At 47.7% G+C, this 22,995-nt stretch carries 27 protein-coding genes and 1 riboswitch; of the genes, 19 read left to right on the top strand and 8 right to left on the bottom strand.

Annotated elements, in window-relative coordinates:
* Window positions 1–77 precede the first annotated feature (77 nt).
* Window positions 78–1,040 (bottom strand): tyrosine-type recombinase/integrase, encoded by a 963-nt coding sequence (locus tag H7F31_RS18835; protein WP_187100042.1) that lies wholly within the window; start codon window positions 1,038–1,040, stop codon window positions 78–80.
* Window positions 1,041–1,163: 123 nt separating this feature from the next.
* On the opposite strand from H7F31_RS18835, the gene H7F31_RS18840 reads away from it, so the two are divergent.
* Window positions 1,164–2,288: an HD-GYP domain-containing protein gene (locus H7F31_RS18840; RefSeq protein ID WP_187100043.1), complete on the top strand. Its 1,125-nt coding sequence runs from the start codon at window positions 1,164–1,166 to the stop codon at window positions 2,286–2,288.
* A gap of 9 nt (window positions 2,289–2,297) precedes the next feature.
* Window positions 2,298–2,420 (top strand): hypothetical protein, encoded by a 123-nt coding sequence (locus tag H7F31_RS34250; RefSeq protein ID WP_261800050.1) that lies wholly within the window; start codon window positions 2,298–2,300, stop codon window positions 2,418–2,420.
* A riboswitch (cyclic di-GMP riboswitch) is annotated at window positions 2,385–2,470 on the bottom strand. (Overlaps the previous gene by 36 nt.)
* Window positions 2,471–2,560: 90 nt before the next feature.
* On the opposite strand, the gene H7F31_RS18845 is transcribed toward H7F31_RS34250, so the two are convergent.
* Both H7F31_RS18845 and H7F31_RS18850 read right to left on the bottom strand, forming a co-directional pair.
* Window positions 2,561–3,448 carry an ATP-dependent DNA ligase gene (locus H7F31_RS18845; protein WP_187100044.1) on the bottom strand — a complete coding sequence of 296 codons (888 nt, stop codon included), beginning with the start codon at window positions 3,446–3,448 and terminating at the stop codon, window positions 2,561–2,563.
* Window positions 3,445–4,311: a non-homologous end joining protein Ku gene (locus tag H7F31_RS18850; protein WP_187100045.1), complete on the bottom strand. Its 867-nt coding sequence runs from the start codon at window positions 4,309–4,311 to the stop codon at window positions 3,445–3,447. The genes H7F31_RS18845 and H7F31_RS18850 overlap by 4 nt, the downstream gene beginning before the upstream one ends.
* A 236-nt stretch (window positions 4,312–4,547) precedes the next feature.
* On the opposite strand from H7F31_RS18850, the gene H7F31_RS18855 reads away from it, so the two are divergent.
* The 6 genes from H7F31_RS18855 to H7F31_RS18870 all read left to right on the top strand — a co-directional run bounded on the left by H7F31_RS18855 (window position 4,548) and on the right by H7F31_RS18870 (window position 9,735).
* Entirely contained in the window at window positions 4,548–5,303 is a 756-nt protein-coding gene (locus H7F31_RS18855; protein ID WP_261800051.1) for a polysaccharide deacetylase family protein, read from the top strand.
* Between the two features lie 729 nt (window positions 5,304–6,032).
* Entirely contained in the window at window positions 6,033–6,257 is a 225-nt protein-coding gene (locus H7F31_RS34485; protein WP_315970502.1) for a hypothetical protein, read from the top strand.
* Between the two features lie 9 nt (window positions 6,258–6,266).
* Window positions 6,267–6,974, top strand: coding sequence for a hypothetical protein (locus H7F31_RS34490; protein WP_315970503.1), 708 nt, complete (start codon window positions 6,267–6,269; stop codon window positions 6,972–6,974).
* Between the two features lie 125 nt (window positions 6,975–7,099).
* On the top strand, window positions 7,100–7,444 hold the full coding sequence (locus H7F31_RS34495) for a hypothetical protein (RefSeq protein ID WP_315970504.1): 345 nt from the start codon (window positions 7,100–7,102) through the stop codon (window positions 7,442–7,444).
* 524 nt (window positions 7,445–7,968) lie between these two features.
* Window positions 7,969–8,109 carry a hypothetical protein gene (locus H7F31_RS18865; protein ID WP_179215512.1) on the top strand — a complete coding sequence of 47 codons (141 nt, stop codon included), beginning with the start codon at window positions 7,969–7,971 and terminating at the stop codon, window positions 8,107–8,109.
* Window positions 8,110–8,508: 399 nt separating this feature from the next.
* The gene (locus H7F31_RS18870) at window positions 8,509–9,735 is read left to right on the top strand and encodes a copper amine oxidase N-terminal domain-containing protein (RefSeq protein WP_187100046.1); all 1,227 of its coding nucleotides are present in this window, start codon (window positions 8,509–8,511) and stop codon (window positions 9,733–9,735) included.
* A gap of 141 nt (window positions 9,736–9,876) precedes the next feature.
* Here H7F31_RS18870 and H7F31_RS18875 read toward each other — a convergent pair whose 3' ends face one another.
* The gene (locus H7F31_RS18875) at window positions 9,877–10,263 is read right to left on the bottom strand and encodes a CBO0543 family protein (RefSeq protein ID WP_187100047.1); all 387 of its coding nucleotides are present in this window, start codon (window positions 10,261–10,263) and stop codon (window positions 9,877–9,879) included.
* Window positions 10,264–10,946: 683 nt separating this feature from the next.
* The gene (locus H7F31_RS18880) at window positions 10,947–11,354 is read right to left on the bottom strand and encodes a DUF4304 domain-containing protein (protein ID WP_187100048.1); all 408 of its coding nucleotides are present in this window, start codon (window positions 11,352–11,354) and stop codon (window positions 10,947–10,949) included.
* 517 nt (window positions 11,355–11,871) lie between these two features.
* Here H7F31_RS18880 and H7F31_RS18885 point away from each other — a divergent pair.
* A complete protein-coding gene (locus H7F31_RS18885) occupies window positions 11,872–12,261 on the top strand; it encodes a DNA-directed RNA polymerase subunit alpha C-terminal domain-containing protein (protein ID WP_187100049.1) in 390 nt (129 codons plus the stop codon).
* A 221-nt stretch (window positions 12,262–12,482) separates the two neighbouring features.
* The gene (locus H7F31_RS18890) at window positions 12,483–12,698 is read left to right on the top strand and encodes a helix-turn-helix domain-containing protein (protein ID WP_187100050.1); all 216 of its coding nucleotides are present in this window, start codon (window positions 12,483–12,485) and stop codon (window positions 12,696–12,698) included.
* 422 nt (window positions 12,699–13,120) lie between these two features.
* Here the strand turns inward: H7F31_RS18890 and H7F31_RS18895 are convergent, their stop codons facing one another.
* Window positions 13,121–13,753 (bottom strand): hypothetical protein, encoded by a 633-nt coding sequence (locus tag H7F31_RS18895; protein ID WP_187100051.1) that lies wholly within the window; start codon window positions 13,751–13,753, stop codon window positions 13,121–13,123.
* 124 nt (window positions 13,754–13,877) lie between these two features.
* Between H7F31_RS18895 and H7F31_RS18900 the strand changes: the two genes are divergently transcribed.
* The 4 genes from H7F31_RS18900 to coaD all read left to right on the top strand — a co-directional run bounded on the left by H7F31_RS18900 (window position 13,878) and on the right by coaD (window position 16,580).
* A complete protein-coding gene (locus tag H7F31_RS18900; RefSeq protein ID WP_187100052.1) occupies window positions 13,878–14,036 on the top strand; it encodes a hypothetical protein in 159 nt (52 codons plus the stop codon).
* Window positions 14,037–14,101: 65 nt separating this feature from the next.
* Window positions 14,102–14,959, top strand: a complete 858-nt coding sequence (locus H7F31_RS18905) for a hypothetical protein (RefSeq protein ID WP_187100053.1) — start codon at window positions 14,102–14,104, stop codon at window positions 14,957–14,959.
* Window positions 14,960–15,439: 480 nt separating this feature from the next.
* Complete coding sequence (gene rsmD, locus H7F31_RS18910) at window positions 15,440–16,039, top strand: 16S rRNA (guanine(966)-N(2))-methyltransferase RsmD (protein WP_261800052.1); 600 nt, start codon at window positions 15,440–15,442, stop codon at window positions 16,037–16,039.
* Complete coding sequence (gene coaD / locus H7F31_RS18915; protein WP_261800053.1) at window positions 16,023–16,580, top strand: pantetheine-phosphate adenylyltransferase; 558 nt, start codon at window positions 16,023–16,025, stop codon at window positions 16,578–16,580. The genes rsmD and coaD overlap by 17 nt, the downstream gene beginning before the upstream one ends.
* Before the next feature lie 75 nt (window positions 16,581–16,655).
* On the opposite strand, the gene H7F31_RS18920 is transcribed toward coaD, so the two are convergent.
* Entirely contained in the window at window positions 16,656–17,936 is a 1,281-nt protein-coding gene (locus H7F31_RS18920; RefSeq protein WP_187100055.1) for a nucleoside recognition domain-containing protein, read from the bottom strand.
* Window positions 17,937–18,052: 116 nt separating this feature from the next.
* Here H7F31_RS18920 and H7F31_RS18925 point away from each other — a divergent pair, with 116 nt between their 5' ends.
* Complete coding sequence (locus H7F31_RS18925) at window positions 18,053–18,838, top strand: S16 family serine protease (RefSeq protein WP_187100056.1); 786 nt, start codon at window positions 18,053–18,055, stop codon at window positions 18,836–18,838.
* 66 nt (window positions 18,839–18,904) lie between these two features.
* Here H7F31_RS18925 and H7F31_RS18930 read toward each other — a convergent pair whose 3' ends face one another.
* Window positions 18,905–20,146 (bottom strand): nucleotidyltransferase, encoded by a 1,242-nt coding sequence (locus tag H7F31_RS18930; protein WP_187100057.1) that lies wholly within the window; start codon window positions 20,144–20,146, stop codon window positions 18,905–18,907.
* 179 nt (window positions 20,147–20,325) lie between these two features.
* Between H7F31_RS18930 and H7F31_RS18935 the strand changes: the two genes are divergently transcribed.
* The 4 genes from H7F31_RS18935 (at window position 20,326) to plsX (ending at window position 22,991) form a co-directional block, all read left to right on the top strand.
* Complete coding sequence (locus H7F31_RS18935; protein WP_087567848.1) at window positions 20,326–20,850, top strand: YceD family protein; 525 nt, start codon at window positions 20,326–20,328, stop codon at window positions 20,848–20,850.
* Window positions 20,851–20,965: 115 nt separating this feature from the next.
* On the top strand, window positions 20,966–21,139 hold the full coding sequence (gene rpmF / locus H7F31_RS18940; RefSeq protein ID WP_015845071.1) for a 50S ribosomal protein L32: 174 nt from the start codon (window positions 20,966–20,968) through the stop codon (window positions 21,137–21,139).
* A gap of 282 nt (window positions 21,140–21,421) precedes the next feature.
* A complete protein-coding gene (gene fapR / locus H7F31_RS18945; RefSeq protein ID WP_179215988.1) occupies window positions 21,422–22,018 on the top strand; it encodes a transcription factor FapR in 597 nt (198 codons plus the stop codon).
* Window positions 22,002–22,991, top strand: coding sequence for a phosphate acyltransferase PlsX (plsX, locus tag H7F31_RS18950; protein WP_187100058.1), 990 nt, complete (start codon window positions 22,002–22,004; stop codon window positions 22,989–22,991). The genes fapR and plsX overlap by 17 nt, the downstream gene beginning before the upstream one ends.
* Window positions 22,992–22,995: the final 4 nt, after the last annotated feature.

Raw genomic sequence — 22,995 nt, forward strand, 5'->3', positions numbered from 1 at the left:
GTCGAACAATAATGATTGTTCGACTTTAAATGAGTCGATATACCTATTGTTTTATCCATTATAAACCAACTCTTCGGTCATAACAATACATTTTTCATCATATTTTGCATGCTTTCTGCAACAAAATCTGTCGCGCTTTTTTTCATTAGGTCCACAGTATGCAAATATCGTTGCGTCGTGTTGATTTGTGCATGGCCAAGCGTTTGCTGAACTTGTTGAAGCGAGGCGCCGTTCAGGAGCGCCAAAGTTGCGTTCGTATGTCTGAACCAATGCGGCGTCACTTTTTTTGCAATGCCACATTCTCGGCAGGATTGATGGACAATCCGTTCTACTTGGCGGCTTGTAATAGCAAATACCCGGTTGTTGCGCTCCCTGCTCACGTTACTGGTCCGCAGGCATAGTCGAATGGCAGGGTCGTTATGCAATTTCCATAGCGCCTCCGGTATCTTTACTTGCCTCGTTTTTCCGCCCTTTCCATTAACTATCGTTAACCATGCATTGCTCTCCGTTATATCAGTATGAAAATCGCTCCATTTCATCTGCACCAGCTCCGAAACGCGCAATCCCAATATAACCATATACAAAACCATCATCCATTCCCTTGTGTTCTTGCGGCTTAAATACGACAACAAATTCATAAGTTCTCGCTGGGTCAAAAAATGGTTCTCGCTCGTCACTTGAACTTTCGGCAAACGAATGCAAGAAGCAGGATTATGTTCGAATATCCCTATGTTGACGTTGCTACCCCACTTGTAGAACGATCGCAGGGGGGAAATCAAGGTAGCGATAGCAGCGGCTGTCAGTGGCTTATTTGCAGTAGTGCCTTGCTGCAAGACTGTCTTATATCGTTCCAAATCATGCCAGGTTACCTCGGCAAATGACTTTGCGCCGATAAACGTTCGGAAATTGTTAAGCGCTCTCTCGTAATTGCGGATCGTATTGGGTCTGTGATATCCGGCTAGAAAGCTTTGAATGATTAGCTCCTCGCTCATTAAGGGAGCATCTCTCGAAACCCGGTGTTTTTTGCTTTCCGTATTCATGACATTCCAGTCTCCTTTCGGCTTGACTTCGAACAATCATTATTGTTCGACCTTCTATGTTCAAGCGATCATGCCGCTATGTACACAGAACAGGAAGTGATCTTTTGAAAAGGCGGGATAGGAATGAAATCAACAACTGCTTACGCACTTAAACCGGGACAAACGCTTGCCGTTCCGGTATTAAATCAAAACGGCATTGTTATGTTAGGCGCCGGCACCCAGTTGACAGAGAAATATATCGAACGGCTGCTCAACATGAAAATTTCGGAAGTTTACGTTGAGGAAGAAGCCTCTGCACTAGTCGGGATTGGAAAAAGCAATATTTGGAATCCAGCTTCGATTCCACACGATCAGCTAGTGAACGATCAAAGCTGGCGCGATTCCAAGGCATTTGTGGAGGAGTCGATGTTGGAGCTGAAAACCAATTCGACCTTACGCAGGCGAGTGTCTGTGCCCATGCTTGGCGATCGATTTTTTCGTAACTATCAAAGCATCATTGGCGAGTTGGCCAAGGTTGAGTTCATTAGGGACAGCCTGGCGTCTATGCATCGGAAAGATCCATCACTTCTCGAACATGCACTAAACGTAGCGACATTGTCTGCCATTATCGGATTCGCAAATAAATATAGCGAAAAGAGATTGTACGAATTGACCGCCGCCGCTTTGCTGTACGATATCGGAATGATCAGTCTTCCCAAAGGGCTATTGACTAAAAAGGGCAAACTTACGACTGTAGAGAGAAAAAGAATCGAGAACCATACAATCGAAGGTTATCGAATGCTCATAAATCGGACAGATATTTCAGATACGGCGGCTATTTGCGCCTTGCAGCATCACGAACGTTATGACGGTTCGGGGTATCCTTACCGGAGTAAATATCCCGATATCCACGAGTTTGCCGAGATCGTGGCGATTGCGGACAATTACGATGCACTGGTATCGGAGCGACACCATCGACGTTCTTATGCGCGCGGTAACGCCATTGAATATCTGCTAGGATCCGGCAACAGATTGTTTAATTTATCCCTTGTTAAATTGTTCGTTGGCCACATATCCATTTATCCAATCGGAAGCAAAGTAATGCTCAACAGCGGTCAGGTAGCAGTCATTACATCTGTGGATTCCTCCTTTGTTCAACGTCCGATTGTAAGAATCATTCGAGAAAGCAATGGCAGCAGGGTCACCTCTCCATACGAAATAGATTTAAAGGTACAGCTTGAATTGGTGATCGTGAATGCAATCGTGTGAAGATGACAGATGGCAGATAGACGACAAAAGACCGTCCCGAAATGGAACGGTCTTGTTCTCAAGCTGTCGTTAATCTTGGTGATGATTCCGGTCATGTTCGGCGGCTCAGCCGCCATGGATAATCACCTTTAGGCCTGAAGCTTTGCGTCCCCGACTTTCGAACGGGTTTGCCAGTCTCGTATGTGTGGTCTTTATACCAGGAACATTATACCTATAACAAGATCAAAATACAAGACTTTAGTAGGAAAGACTATAGAATCAGATTAGCGCCTTTAATGCCCAAATCCCAGCAGTCTGGGCTGGCGCAAAATGCCGCCGTCCGTAAACTCGAGGGCAGCGACTCGGCAAGGAAACGGCGCGCCGAGCCAGAGGACGTCTGACTTGAGCATGCCAGGGGTCAGTTTCTCGAACGGGCAGTCGCCAGGATGCTGTTCGGCGAACTGCGTGAGCAGGGACTTGGATGCTTGGTCAAGTCCCGATACGTGTCCGATATAGCGGCCCTCGTAGCTGAGTACCAGGCTGGCGATGACGCCGTTGTTGCGTTTTAAACCGACAACATTTGCTACAAGTCGAATCTCTTTTCGTTTTTTGAACCAATCCTCATGATGCTTGCCTGCAGAGTATGGACTGTCGAGCCGCTTCGATACGACGCCTTCCCATCCCTTTTCGTTGACCCAGTCCCATAAAGCATGGCCGTCCGTATACAGTTCCGAGACGAACAGCCGCTTTTGCGGTTCGGAAAATTTGGCCGAGAGTCTTTCGAACCGTTCCCTAAGCGTCAGCCCCCGAAGGTCCGTGCCATCCGCATGAAGTAGATCGAAGAGCACGTAGATCAAGTTTTCGTTATTGTATCGAGATCGCCCCATCAGCTTTCCTCGCTGAAAGTTCGGCCTGTTTCCGTCGAAATACACAATTTCGCCATCCAGCAGGCACGGACCGATCCGCAGCGGCTCGAGCAACGAGATGATTTCGGGGAAAACCTCGTTTTTGAGCTCAAGCCGTTTCGAAAACAATTCAACGCTGCCTTTTCCGTCCAATCTGGCCAGTGTTCGAACACCATCCCATTTTAGCTGGTATACCCATTCTGGCCCTTCGGGGATGATGGGTAAAACGATAGGCGACATGGGCACCTTGGGAAGCGGAATGTCGCTCAGTGTCACGAAGCGGTTCCTTTTTTAGCTTTGGCCGCCGCCTTCGTTTTGCTTTTTGCTTTAACGGGTTTGTCCGTCGTCTTGCCGGAATCTACAGGAATCTTGACGGCATCAAGACTTGCTTGCAAAGCAGCCATGAGATCGACGACATTGCTGCCTTTGTCAGCAGGAGCGGCTACGATATCTAGGCTCTCGCCGCTAATTTTGTGTTCGATTGCCTCCAGCAGAGCGACCCGGTAATCATCCGTGTATTTGTCCGGCGCAAAGGGTTCTGAAAGCTGCTCGATGAGAAGCTTGGCGATTTGCAGCTCTTTCTCGTTAACTGAAGTCGACTCCGGCAGATTAGGGACGTTCGCGATCGACCTGATTTCGTCCGGGAAGTGCATCGTCTCCAGGCAAAGACAGTTGTCCACGACTCGGATGGCGGCCAGGCTGCTTTTGCTCCGAATGGAGATTTTGGCAATGCCGATCTTGCCGGTCTGTTTAATGGCTTCCAGCAGCAAGCCGTAGGCGCTGCCTCCCGCCATATCAGGAGCAAGATAATACGGCTTGACGAAGTAGATGGGGTCGATTTCGTCTAAATCGACGAAATCCAGGATCTGAATGACCCGGGCGGAGTCCGGCTTAAGCGAGTCGATTTCTTCTTCGGTGAACAAAACGAATTTTCCTCGCTCGTATTCGAAGCCTTTGGAGAGCTCTTCGGGTTCGACATCCTGATTGCAATGCGCGCATCGGCGCGTTTGCGAAATGGGGGTGCCGCAGGCTTTGTGAATAGTACGGAACCGAATATCCTTGTCTTCGGTGGCGGTAAACATTTTGACGGGAACGTGGACGAGTCCGAAGCTGATCGCGCCTTTCCAGACCGTATGCATGTATGAATCCTCCCTTGATGCGTTGTCGTTACGGATAGGATAACCACAAGGCGAGAAGGAAATGCTTATACTGCGAAAAGAGGAGTATCATGGCTAACCGATCCCGCATTCCCGGCCGCGACATGACAAGTTTCCTTGCTCGAATGGGGGAAGGGGAATATGTACAAAATAATGTGTACACAATTGCCAAACATTCGGCTGTTCGACGAAAATACGGATCTGGGATGGGATGAAAATTGAAAAAGAACAGTTGGTGTCACGGATTGATCGGCATGATCAGCATTGTCTTGCTGTGCGGGTTTGCGCCGCAAGCCCATAACCGCAATTATTATGAGATGCGAGGCGAAGCCATGTGGGAGGTGGCAACGGATGAGCAACTCATCGCATTTACATTCGACGACGGTCCCAACGCGAACATCACGCCTCTTATTCTGGACTTATTGAAGGAATACGAGGCCAAAGCGACCTTTTTCGTCGTGGGTAACCGCATCGACAAAAATGTCGATATTATAAGGCGGCAAGCCGATGAAGGGCATGAAGTAGCCAATCATACATTCAGCCATGTGTTCTTCAACGGGAATCAATCTCTTCAAGCCATCGATGACGAAATTTTGCAAACCAAACATAAAATCGAAGAGGTGACGGGGCAGGATTCCCCATGGTTTCGCCCGCCGGGCGGATACATCAACGATTCCGTCATTTCCTCCGCTCGCAAACATGGCTATACCGTCACGTTATGGTCGTGGCATCAGGATACGAAGGATTGGCGTTCTCCCGGCGTAGACGCCATCGTCAAAAAAGTGCTGAACAATGCGCACAACGGCGACATCGTCCTCATGCACGACAACGTGCAGGGTTCGACTCAAACCTACCGCGCCCTCAAGATCATTTTGCCTGAGCTGAAGGCCCGCGGTTTCCGCTTCGTGACGATATCTGATTTGGTAAAGTCCAAACGTTCGAACGAGGCGCATCAGGGGGATGTGGGGGAGTAGGATGGTTGGCAACAATCGAATGTAAACGGAATCCGGTCTGGAGAGGGGCCGGATTTTTTTGTGTCTCTACATTTTTAAAAAAAGTCTTTAAAAATTGTTGAAAATATATAATGATATCGGCTATCACACAGTCTCGGTCAATTAGGCTTTCATATGCTAATTGGAGTAACTAGGAGGTGAGGCGGGTGGATAACCATCCAAAGAAAAAAAAGACCATGAAGTTACTGAGCAAAAAAAGCAATATAAAGAGGGACCTTGGTAAAAACAAGAAGCATGAATGCGATAAGTCAAAGGGACACGAGCATCATGATATTTTGTTTCGTGTGATCGGGCCAAACGGTGAGGCTCCGGTTGAGGAATGTGGCAATCTCACTTTCGAATCCGATACGATTGATATTACCGTAACGGAAGGTTCTGCGAGAGTACGTCTCGAAGCCGAAAGAGGAAGACGCGGGAAACGCGGGAAACGTGGCAAACGCGGGAAACATGGGAAACATGGGAAAAGAGGCGAAACGGGGGCCTCAGGAGCAACAGGCGCGACAGGTGCTGCAGGCGCCACGGGCGCAACTGGAGTAGCCGGGCAGACGGGGGCGACAGGTGCTGATGGTCAGACGGGTGCAACTGGCGCAGACGGTCAGGCAGGAGCGACAGGACCGACTGGTCCAACGGGGGCAGATGGAGCGACAGGCTCGACAGGAGTAGCGGGAGCAACTGGAGCAACAGGTGCAGATGGAGCAGCGGGCGCAACTGGAGCAACAGGTGCAGATGGAGCAGCGGGCGCAACAGGTGCAGATGGAGCAGCGGGTGCAACTGGAGCAACAGGTGCAGATGGAGCAGCGGGTGCAACAGGAGCAGACGGAGCAGCGGGTGCAACAGGAGCAGACGGAGCAACGGGGGCAACTGGAGCAACAGGAGCAGACGGAGCAGCGGGCGCAACTGGAGCAACTGGAGTAACAGGCGCAGATGGAGCAGCGGGCACAACTGGAGCAACTGGAGCAACAGGTGCAGATGGAGCAGCGGGCGCAACTGGAGCAACGGGAGCAACAGGTGCAGATGGAGCAGCGGGAGCAACAGGTGCAGATGGAGCAGCGGGCGCAACTGGAGCAACGGGAGCAGACGGAGCAACGGGAGCAACAGGTGCAGATGGAGCAGCGGGAGCAACAGGAGCAACTGGAGCAACAGGGGCAGATGGAGCAACGGGAGCAGACGGAGCAACTGGAGCAACAGGAGCAGACGGAGCAGCGGGTGCAACTGGAGCAACAGGGGCAGACGGAGCAGCGGGCGCAACTGGAGCAACTGGAGCAACAGGGGCAGATGGAGCAGACGGAGCAACGGGAGCAACTGGAGCAACAGGTGCAGATGGAGCAGCGGGAGCAACGGGAGCAACAGGTGCAGATGGAGCAGCGGGTGCAACTGGAGCAACGGGAGCAGACGGAGCAACTGGATCGCCTGGTGCCGATGGTGCAACAGGTTCAACAGGTTCAACAGGTCCGACGGGCCCAACTGGAGCAGACGGAGCAACAGGCTCGACAGGAACAGCAGGTGCAACAGGAGCGACAGGAGCAGACGGAGCAACGGGGCCGACTGGCCCGACGGGTGCAACGGGAGCGGATGGAGCGACAGGCTCGACCGGTGCTACAGGCCCAGAGCCAACTTTTTTTACCAAAGTGATAAACTTTGGAGGTAACACCGCCGGTTTCCAGCGTATTGCTGGATCGCCAGGAGCGCTTTCTAATGCAATTCCTTATGTTGATGCCGCAGACGGTAGCGTAGTTGCATTTTCGAGTGCGATTTCTGTGAACAACTTACCTGCTGGCGTTTATCTATTCCGTGTTTGTTTTGATGTCATTAATAATGCAGCTGCGCCGTTACCTGCTAATTTTATCTCTACTATTACTTTGACAACTACGGCCGTATTGACTGGAACACTTATTTTCTCAATCAGACCAACCGATGTCGGGGCGCAGCCCGTACGAATCTCGAATGGTGCGGCATATGTTGTTACACCAAGCGCTACCGTGACCTGGACCAGTAATATTCCTGGTAATCCAGTAACAAGAAACGATGCTATTTCTGTATTCCTGAACATGAACGTCACTCAGAACGCTGTTTATTCTGTCTATATTTCAACATCTGTGTAGTGAATGAAATCTTATCAGACAAAGAATATCACATCCGTAGAGCCGCATGGTCAAAATCATGCGGCTTTTTTATTTTTTGCCGGGAGATACGATAGGGAATGCCATTATAGCGTTTTTTATGTAAACAATTGGACTGAAGTGTTTAAAATCCCCGTTACTTGGGTACTCAACAATAGTGGTGAACAACAACGCGGTTCGTACACTTGAAACTAAAGTAGATGAGGGGTATATAGATGAATTACGAATGTATATTATGCAAAGACTCGGGTAGTTTCGGAGGGAAAAGCGGACACGAATTTATTTGTTATTGCGTGTCATTAAATAAATGCGGGCATGATCAGCGGAACAAAGTGGAAGGGGAATCGAATTGCAATGGGAAGAACGATGGTAAGGAATAGAATAGAGGATTAGTCAACTAAAATGCTGGCACATAGCATAACCGGATAACGAGCATAATAGGGCTTGAGCCTCCGCGCAGCATCCATTCCGGCAGAGGCATCCAGCGTGAATGGAGGCGAAGACGAATGTCCGAGCAGCAATATGGCGATAGCAGCTCTCTGATGGAAAAAACGCAAAAAGAGCGCAATCAAAAAGGGTTGACCGGCGACATTACGCCGCAAGCTAAGAACAGGCAGCCAAAGACGATCAACAAGCCGTCCACCTAATAGAAAGCCCGCTGACCGTAATTGGTTTAGCGGGCTTTCTTGCTTTATTGCAAATTGAGCGACCCTTCCAGGACGCACCGAATTGCCATGCTCAAATTAACTTGTTATTGTCTGATAATCAAAATATCGCTTGGGAGGGTTACCGGTACGCTGGATCTCTCGAATTTGGGCATTTGTAAGATTGCGTCCAACTAGAACTAATGAAGAAGTTAGATATATTCTATGATTTTGCCAAAGAAAGGTTTGGATGAGTATGCAAGGCGAAATCATTATTTATTAACGCAAATCCTCCTCGCCATTCTTGGTTCAATAAGTTGTGATTTAGAGGAATAATCTGACTGGGTGTCGAATGACCCATATGTAGGAAAATAGATCTAAATAACATATGAGGAGTAGAGTATGAAAAAATCAATTGTTGTACTAATTGTACTATTACTTTCGATCGCGGGTATTTCCGTGCCGGCGCATGCTGCAACCAGTAACGCAATATCTGTTACTATTGACGGTAAAAAACAATCGTTTTCTTCTTCGCCAGTCTTGAAGGACGGTTCCGTGATGGTACCTTTCCGCAATTTATTTGAAGCGCTAGGAGCAACAATCGATTACGAGCCTAACACAAGAACGATCACCGCTACGAAAGATTGGATCATTGTCGTTTTGCAGATAGGGTCGAAGGAAGCTACGATTAGTGAAAAGCCTTTAATCTTGACACAAGTTCCTTACACTGATAAGGGAGTGACATATGTCCCGGCACGATTTGTGGGTGAGGCGCTAGGCGGAATCGTGGATTGGGATTCCAAGTCTCGTACAGTCGTAGTTAAATCAGCCAAGTCGGTCAATACTGACCTACAGTCGTTGATGTCAAAGTCTGATGTTAGTCCATCGGCGATAAAACCGCTGTTGACTTCCCAAAGTTTTGAATATGCATTATTACTTGCACTTCAATACGGTCGCTCAAATGCCATTATAGACGTAATAATTGAATCGGGATCGGCATCGGACTTCATACTTAGAGATGCAATTGCTCATCGTCATAAATATGCGATTGAAAAATTACTTAAAAAAGGCGTTTCTCCAAACGCTGAGCAACCAAAAGACATGGCGTTGTTATTTGCAACTGAAGACTGGAAGGTTAGGACATACGATGCATCTGGAAAAGCGGTTGATGTAGAGAAGCCTGTTGATCTATCTATAGTCGAGTTGTTGCTTGAATATGGAGCAGAAAAAACGCCTGATATCTTGGCGAATGCTGTAAAATATTCATTCTTTAATCACGAAGTAGTAGCGTTTTTGCTGGAGAATGGATTTGATCCTAATGCATCGGTGTTTAAACGCGTATTCTATAATCAAGCTACAAATGGTATTCGTTTTTATAGCGTTGGACAAGAAGAACTAATCATGAAAGAACACGGGGAACAATATGAAACAATTATAGAGACGGCTGCAGCTGTCGCAAGTTGGAATCCGGATATTGTGGCGTTGAAAAACGTTGATGCTCTCGTGAAGCATGGTGCTGATATCAGCGTGTTAAGCCAAGAAATGCTGGATAGATTGCTTTATCTAGCCAAGTGGAAAGAGTTGCCTGAACTTGTTCAAGCTCTTCAAGCAGCTGGAGCTAATTCATAAAATGAGCCTGTAGGCGAGCCCGCTGACCATCTCGGTTAGTGGGCTTTTTACGTTTTATAGTAAGGATATGGAAGCCTTTATGATGGTGCAGCCACGTTTAACACTATCACGCAATACGACGAAACCAAAGGGCTGAAACGTTTAATGCTTCGAAAGCAGTTCAATTTTGATTCGAACAATTCTCCAAGCAGTGATAACTAGAAGATTTGCAATGAAATATGAAATAAAAGTCCATCCTATATTCCAACCATTGCTATATGTCACTAAGTCAAATTTCAAAGCCACAAATTCCATCAAAGTATTAAGTAAACTGAATACCAGCAGAGTGACGATAGGATGAATCCCAAAAGGTTTTCTGATTAAAGTGTAAATCAATAAAGCTCCCAGCACTGCGAATAAACCCACATCCAGTGGCATGGCAGAAATGGTTTCGATTTTTTGAAATTCAGGTTTGTAGTGCCAAAAGTCAAAATAGAAGCCTACGACATTAATGAAAATCGAAATAACTGCGGTTATCGGGCTTATCACAATGAATAATCGCGGCTGCCTAATAACCAGTGGACTGACGAATACCCAGGGAATGATAAAACCAAAAAGGATATTGTTAAACAGGATTTAGTCACTCCTATATAAGTATTTACTCTCCAGTCTAGGCTCATCTTTAGTTTTCTATTCTTGATCTAAAAATGTTGCACAGTTTGACGATATTGATTCGATCCATATTGCGAAGAATGAAAGATAAAAGGCCCACTAACATTAAGTTTGCGGGCTCCTAAATGTGTATTGGATACATGAACGGAATATGCAACGACAAACTTTAAGGAATAATCGACTCCGTCCAATTGGGCCACCACTGTTCATCATTCATACGGAATCATAGGGGAATTAAGTATTTCATAGAACCACCAAAATACTAGAAAGGGGACACAACAAATCAATAAAATCAAGATGACAATAATCTTACTTCTGTGTTGTCTCTTCATTTCTTGCCTCCGCCTCCGCTAATATCAAACTACCTGTCTTAACGAATAATCATGAGTATTTGTTTCAGTTAACAGTTTGAGGGAGCTAGATTGAAGACACTTTAGTAGCGAAGTAGGTTCGCAGTTCGACGAGAAAGGCGAACGAGTGATCCATATTGCGACAGAGGGGAATAAAAAAAACCGCTTCTCTCATAAGGAGGTCAATAGAACTATCGTTCTCCGTTAGACTTAGCGGAAGTCAGTAATGGACCAATAATCATCTGCTTGACTTAGATTTTTAAATACTTCGTGCGCTACTTTGTCGTAAATATTCCCAAAGAAAGTACGTTTGTCATATCTAAACCATTCGTCCTTATCTCCAATTCTCTGCCTATTATTGGGATGTAAATCATGTGCGGTTACTTTATTTGGAGGGACTTTTTCTCCCCAATGATGGATGTGACCCTCTGGTGGACAATCGGCTATTTCGATAATGAAACCACCACCATATTTATCGAATTGAAATGTTAGGAGGTCTATTTTCTTTTCGGTTACTCTTCGAAAATGTGGGAATGTACCCTTGAAGCCACGCTCAGGTAAGCTGGGAATAACGATGTCTTTCAGTGAACTTATCATTTTATCTCTTTCTAAAGACAACTAAATCCCTCCAACTTATTACTTAGACATAGGAATCGATTAGTTTAATCTCCTTCTCCAGTAAGGAGTAAGTGTCGCAGTTCGCCGAACGGAAGCAACGATCCATACTGCGAAGTGAAATATTATTTATCAGATCTACCTGAATTTCTTACAAATGTCACATAGTTCAATTTCATTAACTGACATTGGTTTGAAGAATCGCCTAAGATTACTAGCAGCTGCCGACATGTTTATTCCATCGTATGTAGCCAACTCAAGCGGTAAATTAGGCTTATAACCGATTGATTGGCAGGCGTTGCATTGGTTTATCCATTTCATCAGGTTAGGGTACATCTTTAAATATTCTTCACCTTTTGTCATTACGCTAGCTCCTTGTTTTCTCCATTTGATATCGCTTTGAATATATCAAATTCCCTATCTGATTAACATTGGCAAAATATATTATTTAACTGTATAGATATTGTTCAAACACCCGAACTACACTTATGACAAGACATCAAGTTAAAGGGTGAAGAGGATGGGGAAGAGTGAGGAACGGCCATTACGGGAAAGACATCTTATAGCCGATGAATACTATGAATATGATATCAGAACGCTTGAGCAATTTTTGATGGAACAAGATGATAGCCAATTGTTCGTCCGTATAGTCAATGCGCTAAGAAAGTCAGGGATAATCACACTTGGAAGTTTGCTGAATTCGAGCGACTATGACTTGATTAATATTCGCGGGTTGGGTCCGAACAGTTACAAGTTAGTTCATGGATTACTTTCAAGAGCTGCTGGATCGGATCAAATACAAATGATCGAACCAATGATTCCGAAGCCGAAATTAAAACCCGATCCAATCGCCAGATTAAAAGAACGCTATTTGAGAAGGACAATGAATATAAAAGACGATCATGATTGATGAATTTATCTGAGCACTTACCCCGATAATGGGGTGAGTCTAATTAAAGAAGTAATGAAAACCCGCCGTCCTATTGGATAGCAAGCTTTACCTCCTCTCTTTACTTTAATTATATACGAAATCCGTTATATAACCAACTAAAATCGTAATATATGTACGATAATAGTTTATAATTTACGAAATTCGTATTACAATAAGTTATGCGAAGGGAGCTGTTTAACGTGCTACGATTGAAACTAGATAAAGTACTTTTTGAACGGCGTATAAATGCAAACCAACTCTCGAAAATGACTGGCATTCGATATCCAACGATTTTAGATATGGAATCCAACAAATCAAAAGCATGGTCGCCTGAGAACTTGGATAAGATCATGAAGGCACTGGAAATAGAAGATGTTACCGAATTGATTGAGTATGTAAAAGAAAAATCAAATTAACAAAACAAAAAAGCCTCGCTTACCGTAACTGGTTGAGCGGGCATTTTTTTATTTTTCAAGGCTATACTTTTCAATCTGCTCGGGTATTTTGGGAACAAACGTTCTTATCTGGAGGGTTGTGGATGATTGCTGAAAAATTGACCGGAAGGCCCGATGCTAACGAGTCGGAGATGATCCGCGCATGTTTACGATAGGCGGTGACTACCGTCGGATCAAGCAGGAGATGAGGCGGCGTTGGAATCAAAGTGGTCGAGGAAGACGGCAATGATTGTATCCTACACTTCCGATATTTCTGCAGGGCTATGAAGAGAGATTTGGCATCTTGCAGGAGACTTTGCGGACGGAGATCATCCTTAAGCTGACCAACTACACTAACGACCTTGGGCTGCAATTAAAAAAACCGCCCGTAGGCGGTTAGAATCTTACTGCAAGCTATCCAAAGCCTTTTGGATCTCGATCGCTGATTTTTGCATTTGTTTTTCGTTTGCCTGCACGGATTCACTCTCTGGAGTCTCAACACCACGGTAAACGTATTTCACGTTTTGCATAAAGTCGAATGCAAATGCATCAAGCGGAAGCTGCTCAGCATCATCTATTAAATGCTCTACTGCGGCCGCTCTAAAGATTGATGACAGCATATATTCGTCGTTTTCTGGATCGGCAAGATAAGTATCTTTGGCGAGCTCATCTATCATAAAGTGAGCGAACTCAAATGCCTCAGTCTGCGTCAGTTGGTAGTTTTTCGCTATGATCGCCACTGCATCAGCCTTCTCCGTTTTAGAAGTATCGCCATTCGCAGCAATTTCTTTAACCACCGTTTGCCAGTCAGCTGGTGCAGACACAGGAGCTTCAGTGGCGGGAGCTTCTGTTGCCGGCGCCTCTGTCGCGGTAGGCTCAGGCGCCTTCGTTACTTGCTCTGTAGGAGATGGATCGACAGCAGCCGTTTCCCCTTCTTTTTCGTCTTGATTTCGCAAAGCCCCTCCGATAATGATTACCACGATAAGTGCCCAAAACCATACCTGTTTGTAAAAGGGTTTCTGAACTTTCTCCTTCAATCTATTTCCTCCTAATTGTAATATAATCCAATAGTACTACATGCTACATAATTTGCCTATTAGGATTTCGGAAAATGAAGGAAATTAGCATGAAATGTCGAAAACCTCCACAAGAGGTGATTCAATGGAGATAGTTAAATTCGGATGCATCAACGGCAAGAAGGTTAGGGGATTTGTGCCTGAAGAACATCAAATAAAGGCTGTGCTAATTATTTCAGACGAAGTAACTTCTATCAGTTATATTATTAATTATTGTACTGAAGAGAAGGTTGCCAATAATTAGATTCCATTATATATTTATCATTGGATTTAGAGGAGCACATTTTCTGAGTGTTGAGGGAGTTAATTATGCCAAAATTTGAATACGACAATATATCGAAATTTTTAGTGTCATTAGGCATCTTTGTTCTATTGATTCCCTTCATATTTGCATGGGCTTGGCTTAAAACACCGTTTGATTTAACAATTGAAAAATCAAAAATCCAAAAGTTAACGCCTTTGGCACAGCAAATAATTAACGATAGACAGTCCATTATCGGTGTTTTTACAGATGTATTTCCATATATGTTCATTATATTAATTATTGTGGGATGTTCAATAATTTGGGTGGGAATTAGTTCATGGAATAGACGGCAGAAGCTTTTAGATGATCACCAAATATTAACAAATAAAAAGCTTGAAATGGAAATTGCACCTTCTGTTGAACTTGGAGAAAAAGTAAACAAAGAAATAGAACAAATGGCAAACGAATTTCCAGACTCACCACCTCCAACAATTGATAGTTATATCGCTGTAGAGAGTTTAGTAAATGACAATGTTAATCGGTTATTTAGTGACAAATTTTATATCTTTACAAATAAGCGCTTAGGGCAATATGAGTATGACGTAATAATGCAAGGAAAAAGTAAATTGACAAAAGATTACATAATCGAGGTAAAGTATTATAAACGAATTAGTTCTGATTTATTAACCAAAGCAATGAATCATATAATGGGGAAATCAAAGTATTATATTGACTTAACAAATGCTATCCCTTTGTCAGTACTGTTTATGGTTGCTATTGATTCAGCAACCAAAGAAAAGATTGAGAGATTAATTTATGAATATAAAGCGAGTAACCCTAAAAGTAAATTGAAATTTATTGTTATTGAAAGGCCTGACCTAGAAAGCCTTGATGATAAAATTCTTACCAGCATAATTGGATAATAAAAAAAGACTACAATAGAGTAGTCTTTTTTTATAGATAACTTTATCAGAATCTGGCGGTCAAATTGTTGGTCAAAAATTTCATGGTAGTGCTGTAGATAAAGAAAAAATCGGCTCAACTAGGACATCTCTTTATGGGAGATAAGAGTAAATGGTCAACAATTGGTCAACAGTGATTGGAGTTTTGATTTTTTTATTTTGAATAACTCAGTTGTATCAAGGTTTACACAAAAAAATCGGGCGCCCCTTTCGGGACGCCCTTTTCATGGGAGAGGAGAAACCGGACGAAGAACTTATGGGGAAACGTAAGTCTTCTCCGCGGTTGTCTACGACATCTTGCGACGCCGATAATTATAGCTTCTCCGTTTCCGGAAAGTTTATACATCCGGTTTTTGAAAAAAAGCTCATGTGAGCTTTTCTTTATTTGGTAAAGGAAAATATGGTACGATAGGCAAGATAGCATGGAAAGGGGTAATTGGAGTGAGAGTCATCTCCGGAACGGCCAAAGGCAGGCCGCTGAAGGCCGTGCCTGGCAACAACACGAGGCCGACGACGGATAAAGTGAAGGAAGCTATTTTCAGCATGATCGGTCCTTACTTTGACGGGGGAACGGCGCTGGATCTGTTCGCGGGAACCGGCGGACTCGGCATCGAAGCTTGGAGCCGTGGCATGGAACGGGTTATTTTCGTAGACCGGGAAAAAATCAGCATAGACGTTATCCGTCATAATGTTGCAGCCGCAGGAGCGGAGCAGGCCGTCGAGATTTATCGCAATGATGCCGAACGCGCATTGAAGGCGCTTGCGAGGCGAAAAATCCAGTTCGATCTTGTATTTCTGGATCCGCCTTACCGCATGTCGACGATGGACGAACTTATGTCGGAGATGGCGAAGCTGGATTTGCTGGCGCAGGACGCCGTCATCCTGGTGGAACATGATGCCGAAATATCTTATCCGCAAGAAATCGCATCGTTCAGGCAGGTTAGGGAAGCCAAATACGGCGATACGGCCGTCACCATATACGAATACTTAAGCAGCAATGATAGCGCCGATAGGGGAGATTCTAGTGACGAAGAACAATGACAACGGTCAGGAACGCGGAGAGCTCGATAATGAAGGAAGCGTCGGAAAAAGGGAGCGAGTCGCCGTCTATCCCGGCAGCTTCGATCCCGTGACCTACGGGCATCTCGATATTATTAAAAGGTCGGCCAGACAGTTTGATCGGCTTGTCGTGGCGGTTCTCAACAATACGAGCAAAAATCCTTTGTTCTCGGTCGAAGAGCGCAAGGAGCTCCTTGCCGAGGTGACCAAAGACCTTCCCAACGTAGAGATCGACAGCTTTCGGGATCTGACGGTTCGTTTGGTAAAGTCCAAAAATGGGGATGTCATCATTCGGGGCATTCGTTCGGTGACGGATTTTGAATATGAGCTTCAGCTGGCGTCGACCAACCATTTGCTCGATCCCGACATCGATACGATGTTTATGATGACGAATCCCAAATATTCTTATTTGAGCTCCAGCATCGTCAAGGAAATCGCCATGTTCGAAGGAGAGGTTCGCGAGCTTGTGCCGCCCGAGGTCGAGGTACGCCTCAAGGAAAAGATCGCATTGCGAAAAAAATAAACGGCCCGAATGGCGCGACCGTGTTTCTTCTATAAAAAGAAAGTTAAAATCAAAAGCGATTTTTTAATTATCTATTTATGTTCTGTAGCCCTTATGTGATGCTGCGAACCTTCCCAACGTCCAGTACATACATAGCGTCAGTAATCCAAGCCCGACGGCAATGACTGCTCCATAAGGCCATAAGCTTGGCAAATTGCTTGCAGCAATGGTTTCGGGCTGGAATCGGATGCCCGAAGAAGAGTCGTAGTAGAATCCATCCCAGATAACCGGGAAGCTGACATTCGGATTAAGCAGACGGACTAGGGCGCCCGCCGGGTGCCAGAGAAGCAACGTGAGCATGAAGGCATGCAAGGCGTGATTTAGCCGGTGCAGAACAAAAGGGAACAATGACAGATCGGTGCCAGATACCGAGTATCCCGCCTGCATAACGCCGCTGAGACCGCCCCACGCAAGAGCAGCTGCAATGACCGCGCACACCATGGCGAGGTCCGTGCCAGGCAGTTCCCATACGGCAGCTGCATAAGCGCCGAGATGTCCTTCAAAAAGGGCTGGTCCCAGGAAGGACAGTCCGAGCTTCAGCGCCGGGGCGAACAGGGGCTCGGTCAAGCGCGCAGTCATGGAAGCAATAATCATGAAGCCGCCTACCATCATCAGTCTTTGGACGCTAACAGTGACGGAGTCTCCCAGTACTTTGCCGAGGCTGCGCCCGTCGCTAATTCGTCCTTGCAGCATCGCATCGGAGGCTTGCCGAAGCAGGCTTCCTTGCGGAGCTTCGGAGCGCTGCCCGTTCTCCTCGGCAGCTGCTCCCGCTGCACCGGCAAGCGAATGGGCGGTAGTCGTCTCCGTCGAACGATTTCCTCTCCAAATGGAACCAAGGAGTGTCAACCAAATAGCGGAGAGCCAGACGCCGCCTGCGATAAACATGCCTGCAAGAGGCTTTTGCAAGAAGCCGGCGCCTACGATGACCAGCATGAACAGCGGGTTCGGCATATGCGCGAGCGCGAGCAGACGCTGCCCTTGGCTGCGATTGACGAGCTCCCTCTTGCGAAGGGAGGCTACCGCCTCGGCTCCTGCCGGATAGCCGCCAAGCCAACCGATGACAACAGGCATCACGGCTTCTCCTGGCAGGTTGAATAATCGTTTCATCGAAGGCTGGAGAAGGACTCCCATGCCGTGGGCAAGTCCGAAGGCTAACATGATTTCGAATAAAATGAGAAACGGGAGCAGACCGGGGAATACCAGGTTCCACCAGACGGTCAGCCCCTTAAGCGATGCTTGGAAGGATGCATCCGGCTGCGCGATAATGGCTCCGACGAGCAGCAAGGATAAAGCAGCGAATATGATCGTTTTGGCCATAACCGTTCAACTCCTCTTGGACAACCGTATCATTCATTAGTACGCGATTGTTGGAAAAGTTAGACCAGTCCTGCATCATCATCATTAGCATCGGGGGAAGAATTGGGGGATTAGAAATGGGGGAGAAGTGGTCTACGGCAAGGCGCATGATGCTGGCGGGAGGTGCGACGGCTCTTGCCATGTGGCTGCTGTTATACGCGCCGTCTCCGTATGTTGTCTATGAGCCTGGCATTGCGGTTCCCGTCGAGTCTATGGTCGTGCTGGAAAGTGCGAACAGTGATGAAGAAGCATCCGGAGAAGGTGATTTTGTGCTGACGGCCGTTCGGCTGACGGCTCCTAATATTTGGGGCGTGATCAAGGCCGGCGTGGATCGCAATATGGATGTTCGCTGGAAGAGGCAAGTGTTCGGAGGGAAAACGAAAAACGAATATGTCGACCGTTTGAACGAAATTATGAGCGGTTCCCAGAATACGGCTCTGCAAGCGGCTTACAATTATTCGAAAATCAATTACCGTGTCGAAAATGGAGCTGTCATACCCGAGCAAACGGCTGACGCCATTACGATTAAAGCGAACGAGATCGGCGGACCGTCCGCCGGATTGGTGTTCGCGCTGCAAGCGATCGAGCTGCTGGAGCAAGAGGATCTATCCAGAGGACTAAAGATAGCGGCTACCGGGACGATCGACGTCGCTGGCAATGTCGGCGCGATCGGGGGCGTCAAGCAGAAGACCGTATCTGTCACCGGATATGGCGCGGATCTGTTCATTGTCCCCAAGGGGAATGAAAAGGAAGCCCGCAGGACAGCCAAACGATTGAACGGCGACACGGTTATCGTAGGCGTTACGTCACTTGCAGAAGCAGTGCGGGCTATATCGGCATTCGCGGTCGACCGGACAGGTTAAGCCGAGAAAAGGGGCCGATACAGCCACTTCGCAGTGTTGGTCGAAGGCCGCCATTGTCGGGGAACATTATACGATGATGGGGCGATCTCGGAAGTCGCGATATAAATCCGCAGCGGAAGCGCCCGGAACGCCAAGCCAATAAGCGGCGCTTGCCGCCGTATCCAATTCCAGATAACGGTAAGGCTGCGGCGGTCGTGCCGCGCTCATTAAAACGGGAACGGCTGCCGTACGCTTCATACATCTCAAAAGCTCCCTGCCCTTATCCGTAAAGCCAAGCACGCGTATATATTCCGTTCCTGAGCGAAGCTGTTCTGCAGTGAAATCGTCCTTGGCATGACCTAACAGCACGGACAACAGCGCCCGTTGGAGCTTCGTTCTCGTATACCGCTTCGTCTTGAGTTGCTCCAGCAGCGATTCGAAAGTGCAATCCGCAAGCTGCGGAATGCTCTGGAGCAAGCGATTCTCCAGTCCTTCGGCAAGCTCGTGCAGCTGGCTCAGTTGCTCCGCGCTCCTAGTCACTATGCCGTTCAGGAGCGGATGAATATAGTTGTCCCAGCTGACGGGGGCAAGCCCTCGTTCGATGCTCTCTGCAAGGAGGTCGCAAGTCGACGTTGGAACGTACGAAGCAGCTTCAGCCAACGAACCTTCGCCAAGCACGAGCTTGCGGATGGCAGTGGCGCTGGCGATCCGAACGTCCGTTATCGTCGTTTGGTTATAATCGGCTTTCTCTCGGGCAATCGTGTAAGGAGTCATCCTGCTTCCGAGACGGCGATGGGCGATCAAATAGTGCAAACCAAGCGTATGGTTGGGTTTGTCAAAAGGAAAGCCTGCTGAATCTTCGTCGCCTTGCTGGGCCAAATACGCTGCTATCGCTCCGCTGTAGGCTTGAGGATAAGCAACACCGGTGTCGAGCCGTTCCTTCAGCAATCGCTTAAACGGCTCGGGTTCATGCGCCGCAAGCTCCGCGGCTATCCGTAAGGGCGACAGTTGTCCGCTCTCCGTACCGAAACAGAAGGCGTCGACGACTCCCGTCGATTCCAGGAGGGACACCGCGCCGTAGGCGAACCATTCGGCTGCTTGGGTCGCGTAAGCGACGGGCAGCTCGATGACGAGATCGCAGCCGCCGGCAAGCGCCATTCGAGTTCGTGTCCACTTGTCGACGAGCGCGGGTTCGCCGCGCTGCAGAAAGTTGCCGCTCATGACGGCGACGACGGCATCGGCTTCCGTTATTTTGAGCGACTGTTGCAAATGATAAGAGTGTCCGTTGTGGAAGGGGTTATATTCGACGATCAGACCTACGGTACGCATGCCTCGACTCCTCGCTGTCGTTGGATGATCCTTCCACTATAGCACAAAGCCCTCTGCTACATACAGGCTTAAGCCTCGCTCGGGCAAATCCAGCAGGGGCGCAAAGTAGAGAGCGTGAAAATGTTGACAAAACGCTAGCGGAATAGATATAATAATCTTTGTTTGTTTGGGGTGATGATATGTTGTTTCAAATGCGAGAGATGATGGCTAAAGGCTTAAAGACGACGGTTAAAGAAGAGCTTGACTTAAACGATCTGTTCAAGGGACGTTCGGACGTGATTCATGCAGGACCGCTTCATGTATCGATTGAAGTGACAGGCCACGACGGTTACATAACTGCCGAGGGAGAATTGTCCGCCGATCTGGAGCTGGCGTGCTCGCGTTGTCTTGAACCAACGAAGGAACGAACCGTCATACCATTTTACGAGCAGTTCAAACCAACTGAGAAAGATTCTTCGGATAACGAAGAGTCCGACGAGGACGAGAACGACGAGTTCGTGGAAGTGGCGGGAGACAAGCTGGACCTGAAACCTTATCTGGAAGAGTCGCTTCTGCTCTTCATGCCGTTCGCGCCGCTTTGCGACAAGGATTGCAAGGGACTGTGCCAGGTATGCGGGCAGAATCTCAATGAGCACACATGCAGCTGCAAAAACGAGAAGATCGACCCGCGTTTCGCAGCTCTCAAGGATTTGTTTAAAGAGTAGAGTTTTAAATCAAGGTTCAAAAAGTTCAAGATTCGACGCCGGGTAAACCTCAGAGCATGGCTTCGTGATCAAAATTGGACTTTTTGAACTTCATTAAGTGAAGGAGGTGGGAAAGATGGCAGTACCTCAACGTAGAACATCCAAAACTCGCCGCGACAAACGTCGTACGCATTTCAAGCTGGCAGTACCGGGCATGGTGAAATGCGAGCAGTGTGGAGAACTGAAACTGGGTCACCACGTTTGCAAAGTGTGCGGATATTACAAAACAAAAGAGATCATCTCCCAATAAGATGATACTCGAGTAACGATAGCATCTCATCTTTGATGAGATGCTATTTTTTTGAACTCCGATTGAATCGCGTTGCTCCTCAGAGGACGGCGTCAACCGGTTTCGCCTTGCGCTCGTGCAGGTCTGTTCCATCCTCCGTGAAGATCTGGATCAGGAGGTTTTTGTCATTCGCATTGCGCGGGACGAGTTTTTTTTATATACTGTTTTAGTACCAGGTGATAAAATGAGCTCCTATACATATAACATTAAGAAGCGCGAGAGGCGGTGCCGATCATGGAACGAATGCCCAAACGGCAGCGGCATCAGCAGCTGTCTCAATATATAGATGAGAATCCCTTTATTACGGACAGGGAATTGACTCGTCTGCTCAAGGTGAGTATCCAGACGATCAGGCTAGACCGAATGGAGCTTGGCATTCCCGAGCTCAGGGAACGGATGAAGCTGATGGCGGAGCGTTCCTATGATTCCGTCAAGTCGCTGCCTTTGCACGAGGTGATCGGGGAGATCGTAGATCTGGAGCTCGATAAGAGCGGCATCTCGATCTTCGAAATTCGCGAGGAACATGTCTTTTCCAGGACGTCCATCGCCCGCGGACATCATGTGTTCGCTCAAGCGAATTCGCTGGCCGTAGCGGTGATCAATGACGCCATCGCGTTGACGGTGACAGCGGATATCCGCTTCGTCCGCCCCGTGCGGCTGGGCGAGAAGTGCATCGCGAAGGCATATGTCCGTTCCATCTCCGGTGAACGGAGCAAGTCGAAGGTGGAGCTGTTTACTTATGTAGGGGACGAAATGGTGTTCCAAGGCAATTTCGTCATTTTCAGATCAGCAGGAAATTCAGAGGATAAAGGGGGCGAGGACCATGCGAATCGCGATTGATGCCATGGGCGGGGACCACGCGCCGGATCTAATCGTAAAGGGTGCGCTCGAAGCCGCCGCGGAGTGGCCGGATACGGAGCTGCTGCTGGTCGGAGATACGGCGGCGATTGAGCCGCTGTTCGGAGGGACCAAGCTAGGCAACGTGACGATACACCACGCGGATGACGTAATAGGTCCAGATGACGAACCCGTTCGCGCGGTGCGCAGAAAAAAAGGCGCTTCCATGGTGGTCGCGGGAACGCTCGTGAAGGAAGGGCATGCCGAGGCGATGTTGTCCGCAGGCAATACCGGCGCGCTGATGGCTACCGGATTGCTTGTTGTAGGCCGCATGGAAGGAATTGAACGGCCGGCGCTGGCGCCCATGATGCCCACGATGGACGACAAGGGCGTACTGGCGCTCGATCTAGGCGCCAACATGGATGCGAAGCCGGAGCATTTGCTCCAGTACGCCATAATGGGCAGCATCTACCGAGCCAAGGTGCATGGAATGGATAAGCCTAGGGTCGGGCTCCTGAACGTCGGAACGGAAGCGATGAAGGGCAACGAAATTTCCAAGGCGACGTTCGAATTGCTGGAGAAAGCCCCCATTAACTTCATCGGCAACGTGGAGGCACGCGATGTGCTTAACCGCAACTGCGACGTGCTGATCTGCGACGGCTTCGCGGGCAATATCATGCTTAAGGCGATGGAGGGCGCAGCTGGAACCATCTTTACATCGCTAAAGGATGCGTTTGGACAATCGTTATTGACGAAAGTGGCAGCTGCGATCATGCTGCCGAGGTTGAAGCAGCTTAAGAAGAAAATGGATTACAAGGAACATGGAGGAGCCCCACTGCTCGGCCTTAATGGACTTGTAGTGAAATGCCATGGATCATCTGATGTCGTAGCGGTCAAAAACGCGGTCCGTCAGGCGAGAGTCGCCCTACAAGCGAAGTTAATCGACTCGATTACCGCAGAAATCAACGGGAAGTGAGTGT

Source organism: Paenibacillus sp. PAMC21692, from assembly GCF_014303795.1.
Taxonomy (GTDB): Bacteria; Bacillota; Bacilli; order Paenibacillales; family Paenibacillaceae; genus Pristimantibacillus; species Pristimantibacillus agaridevorans.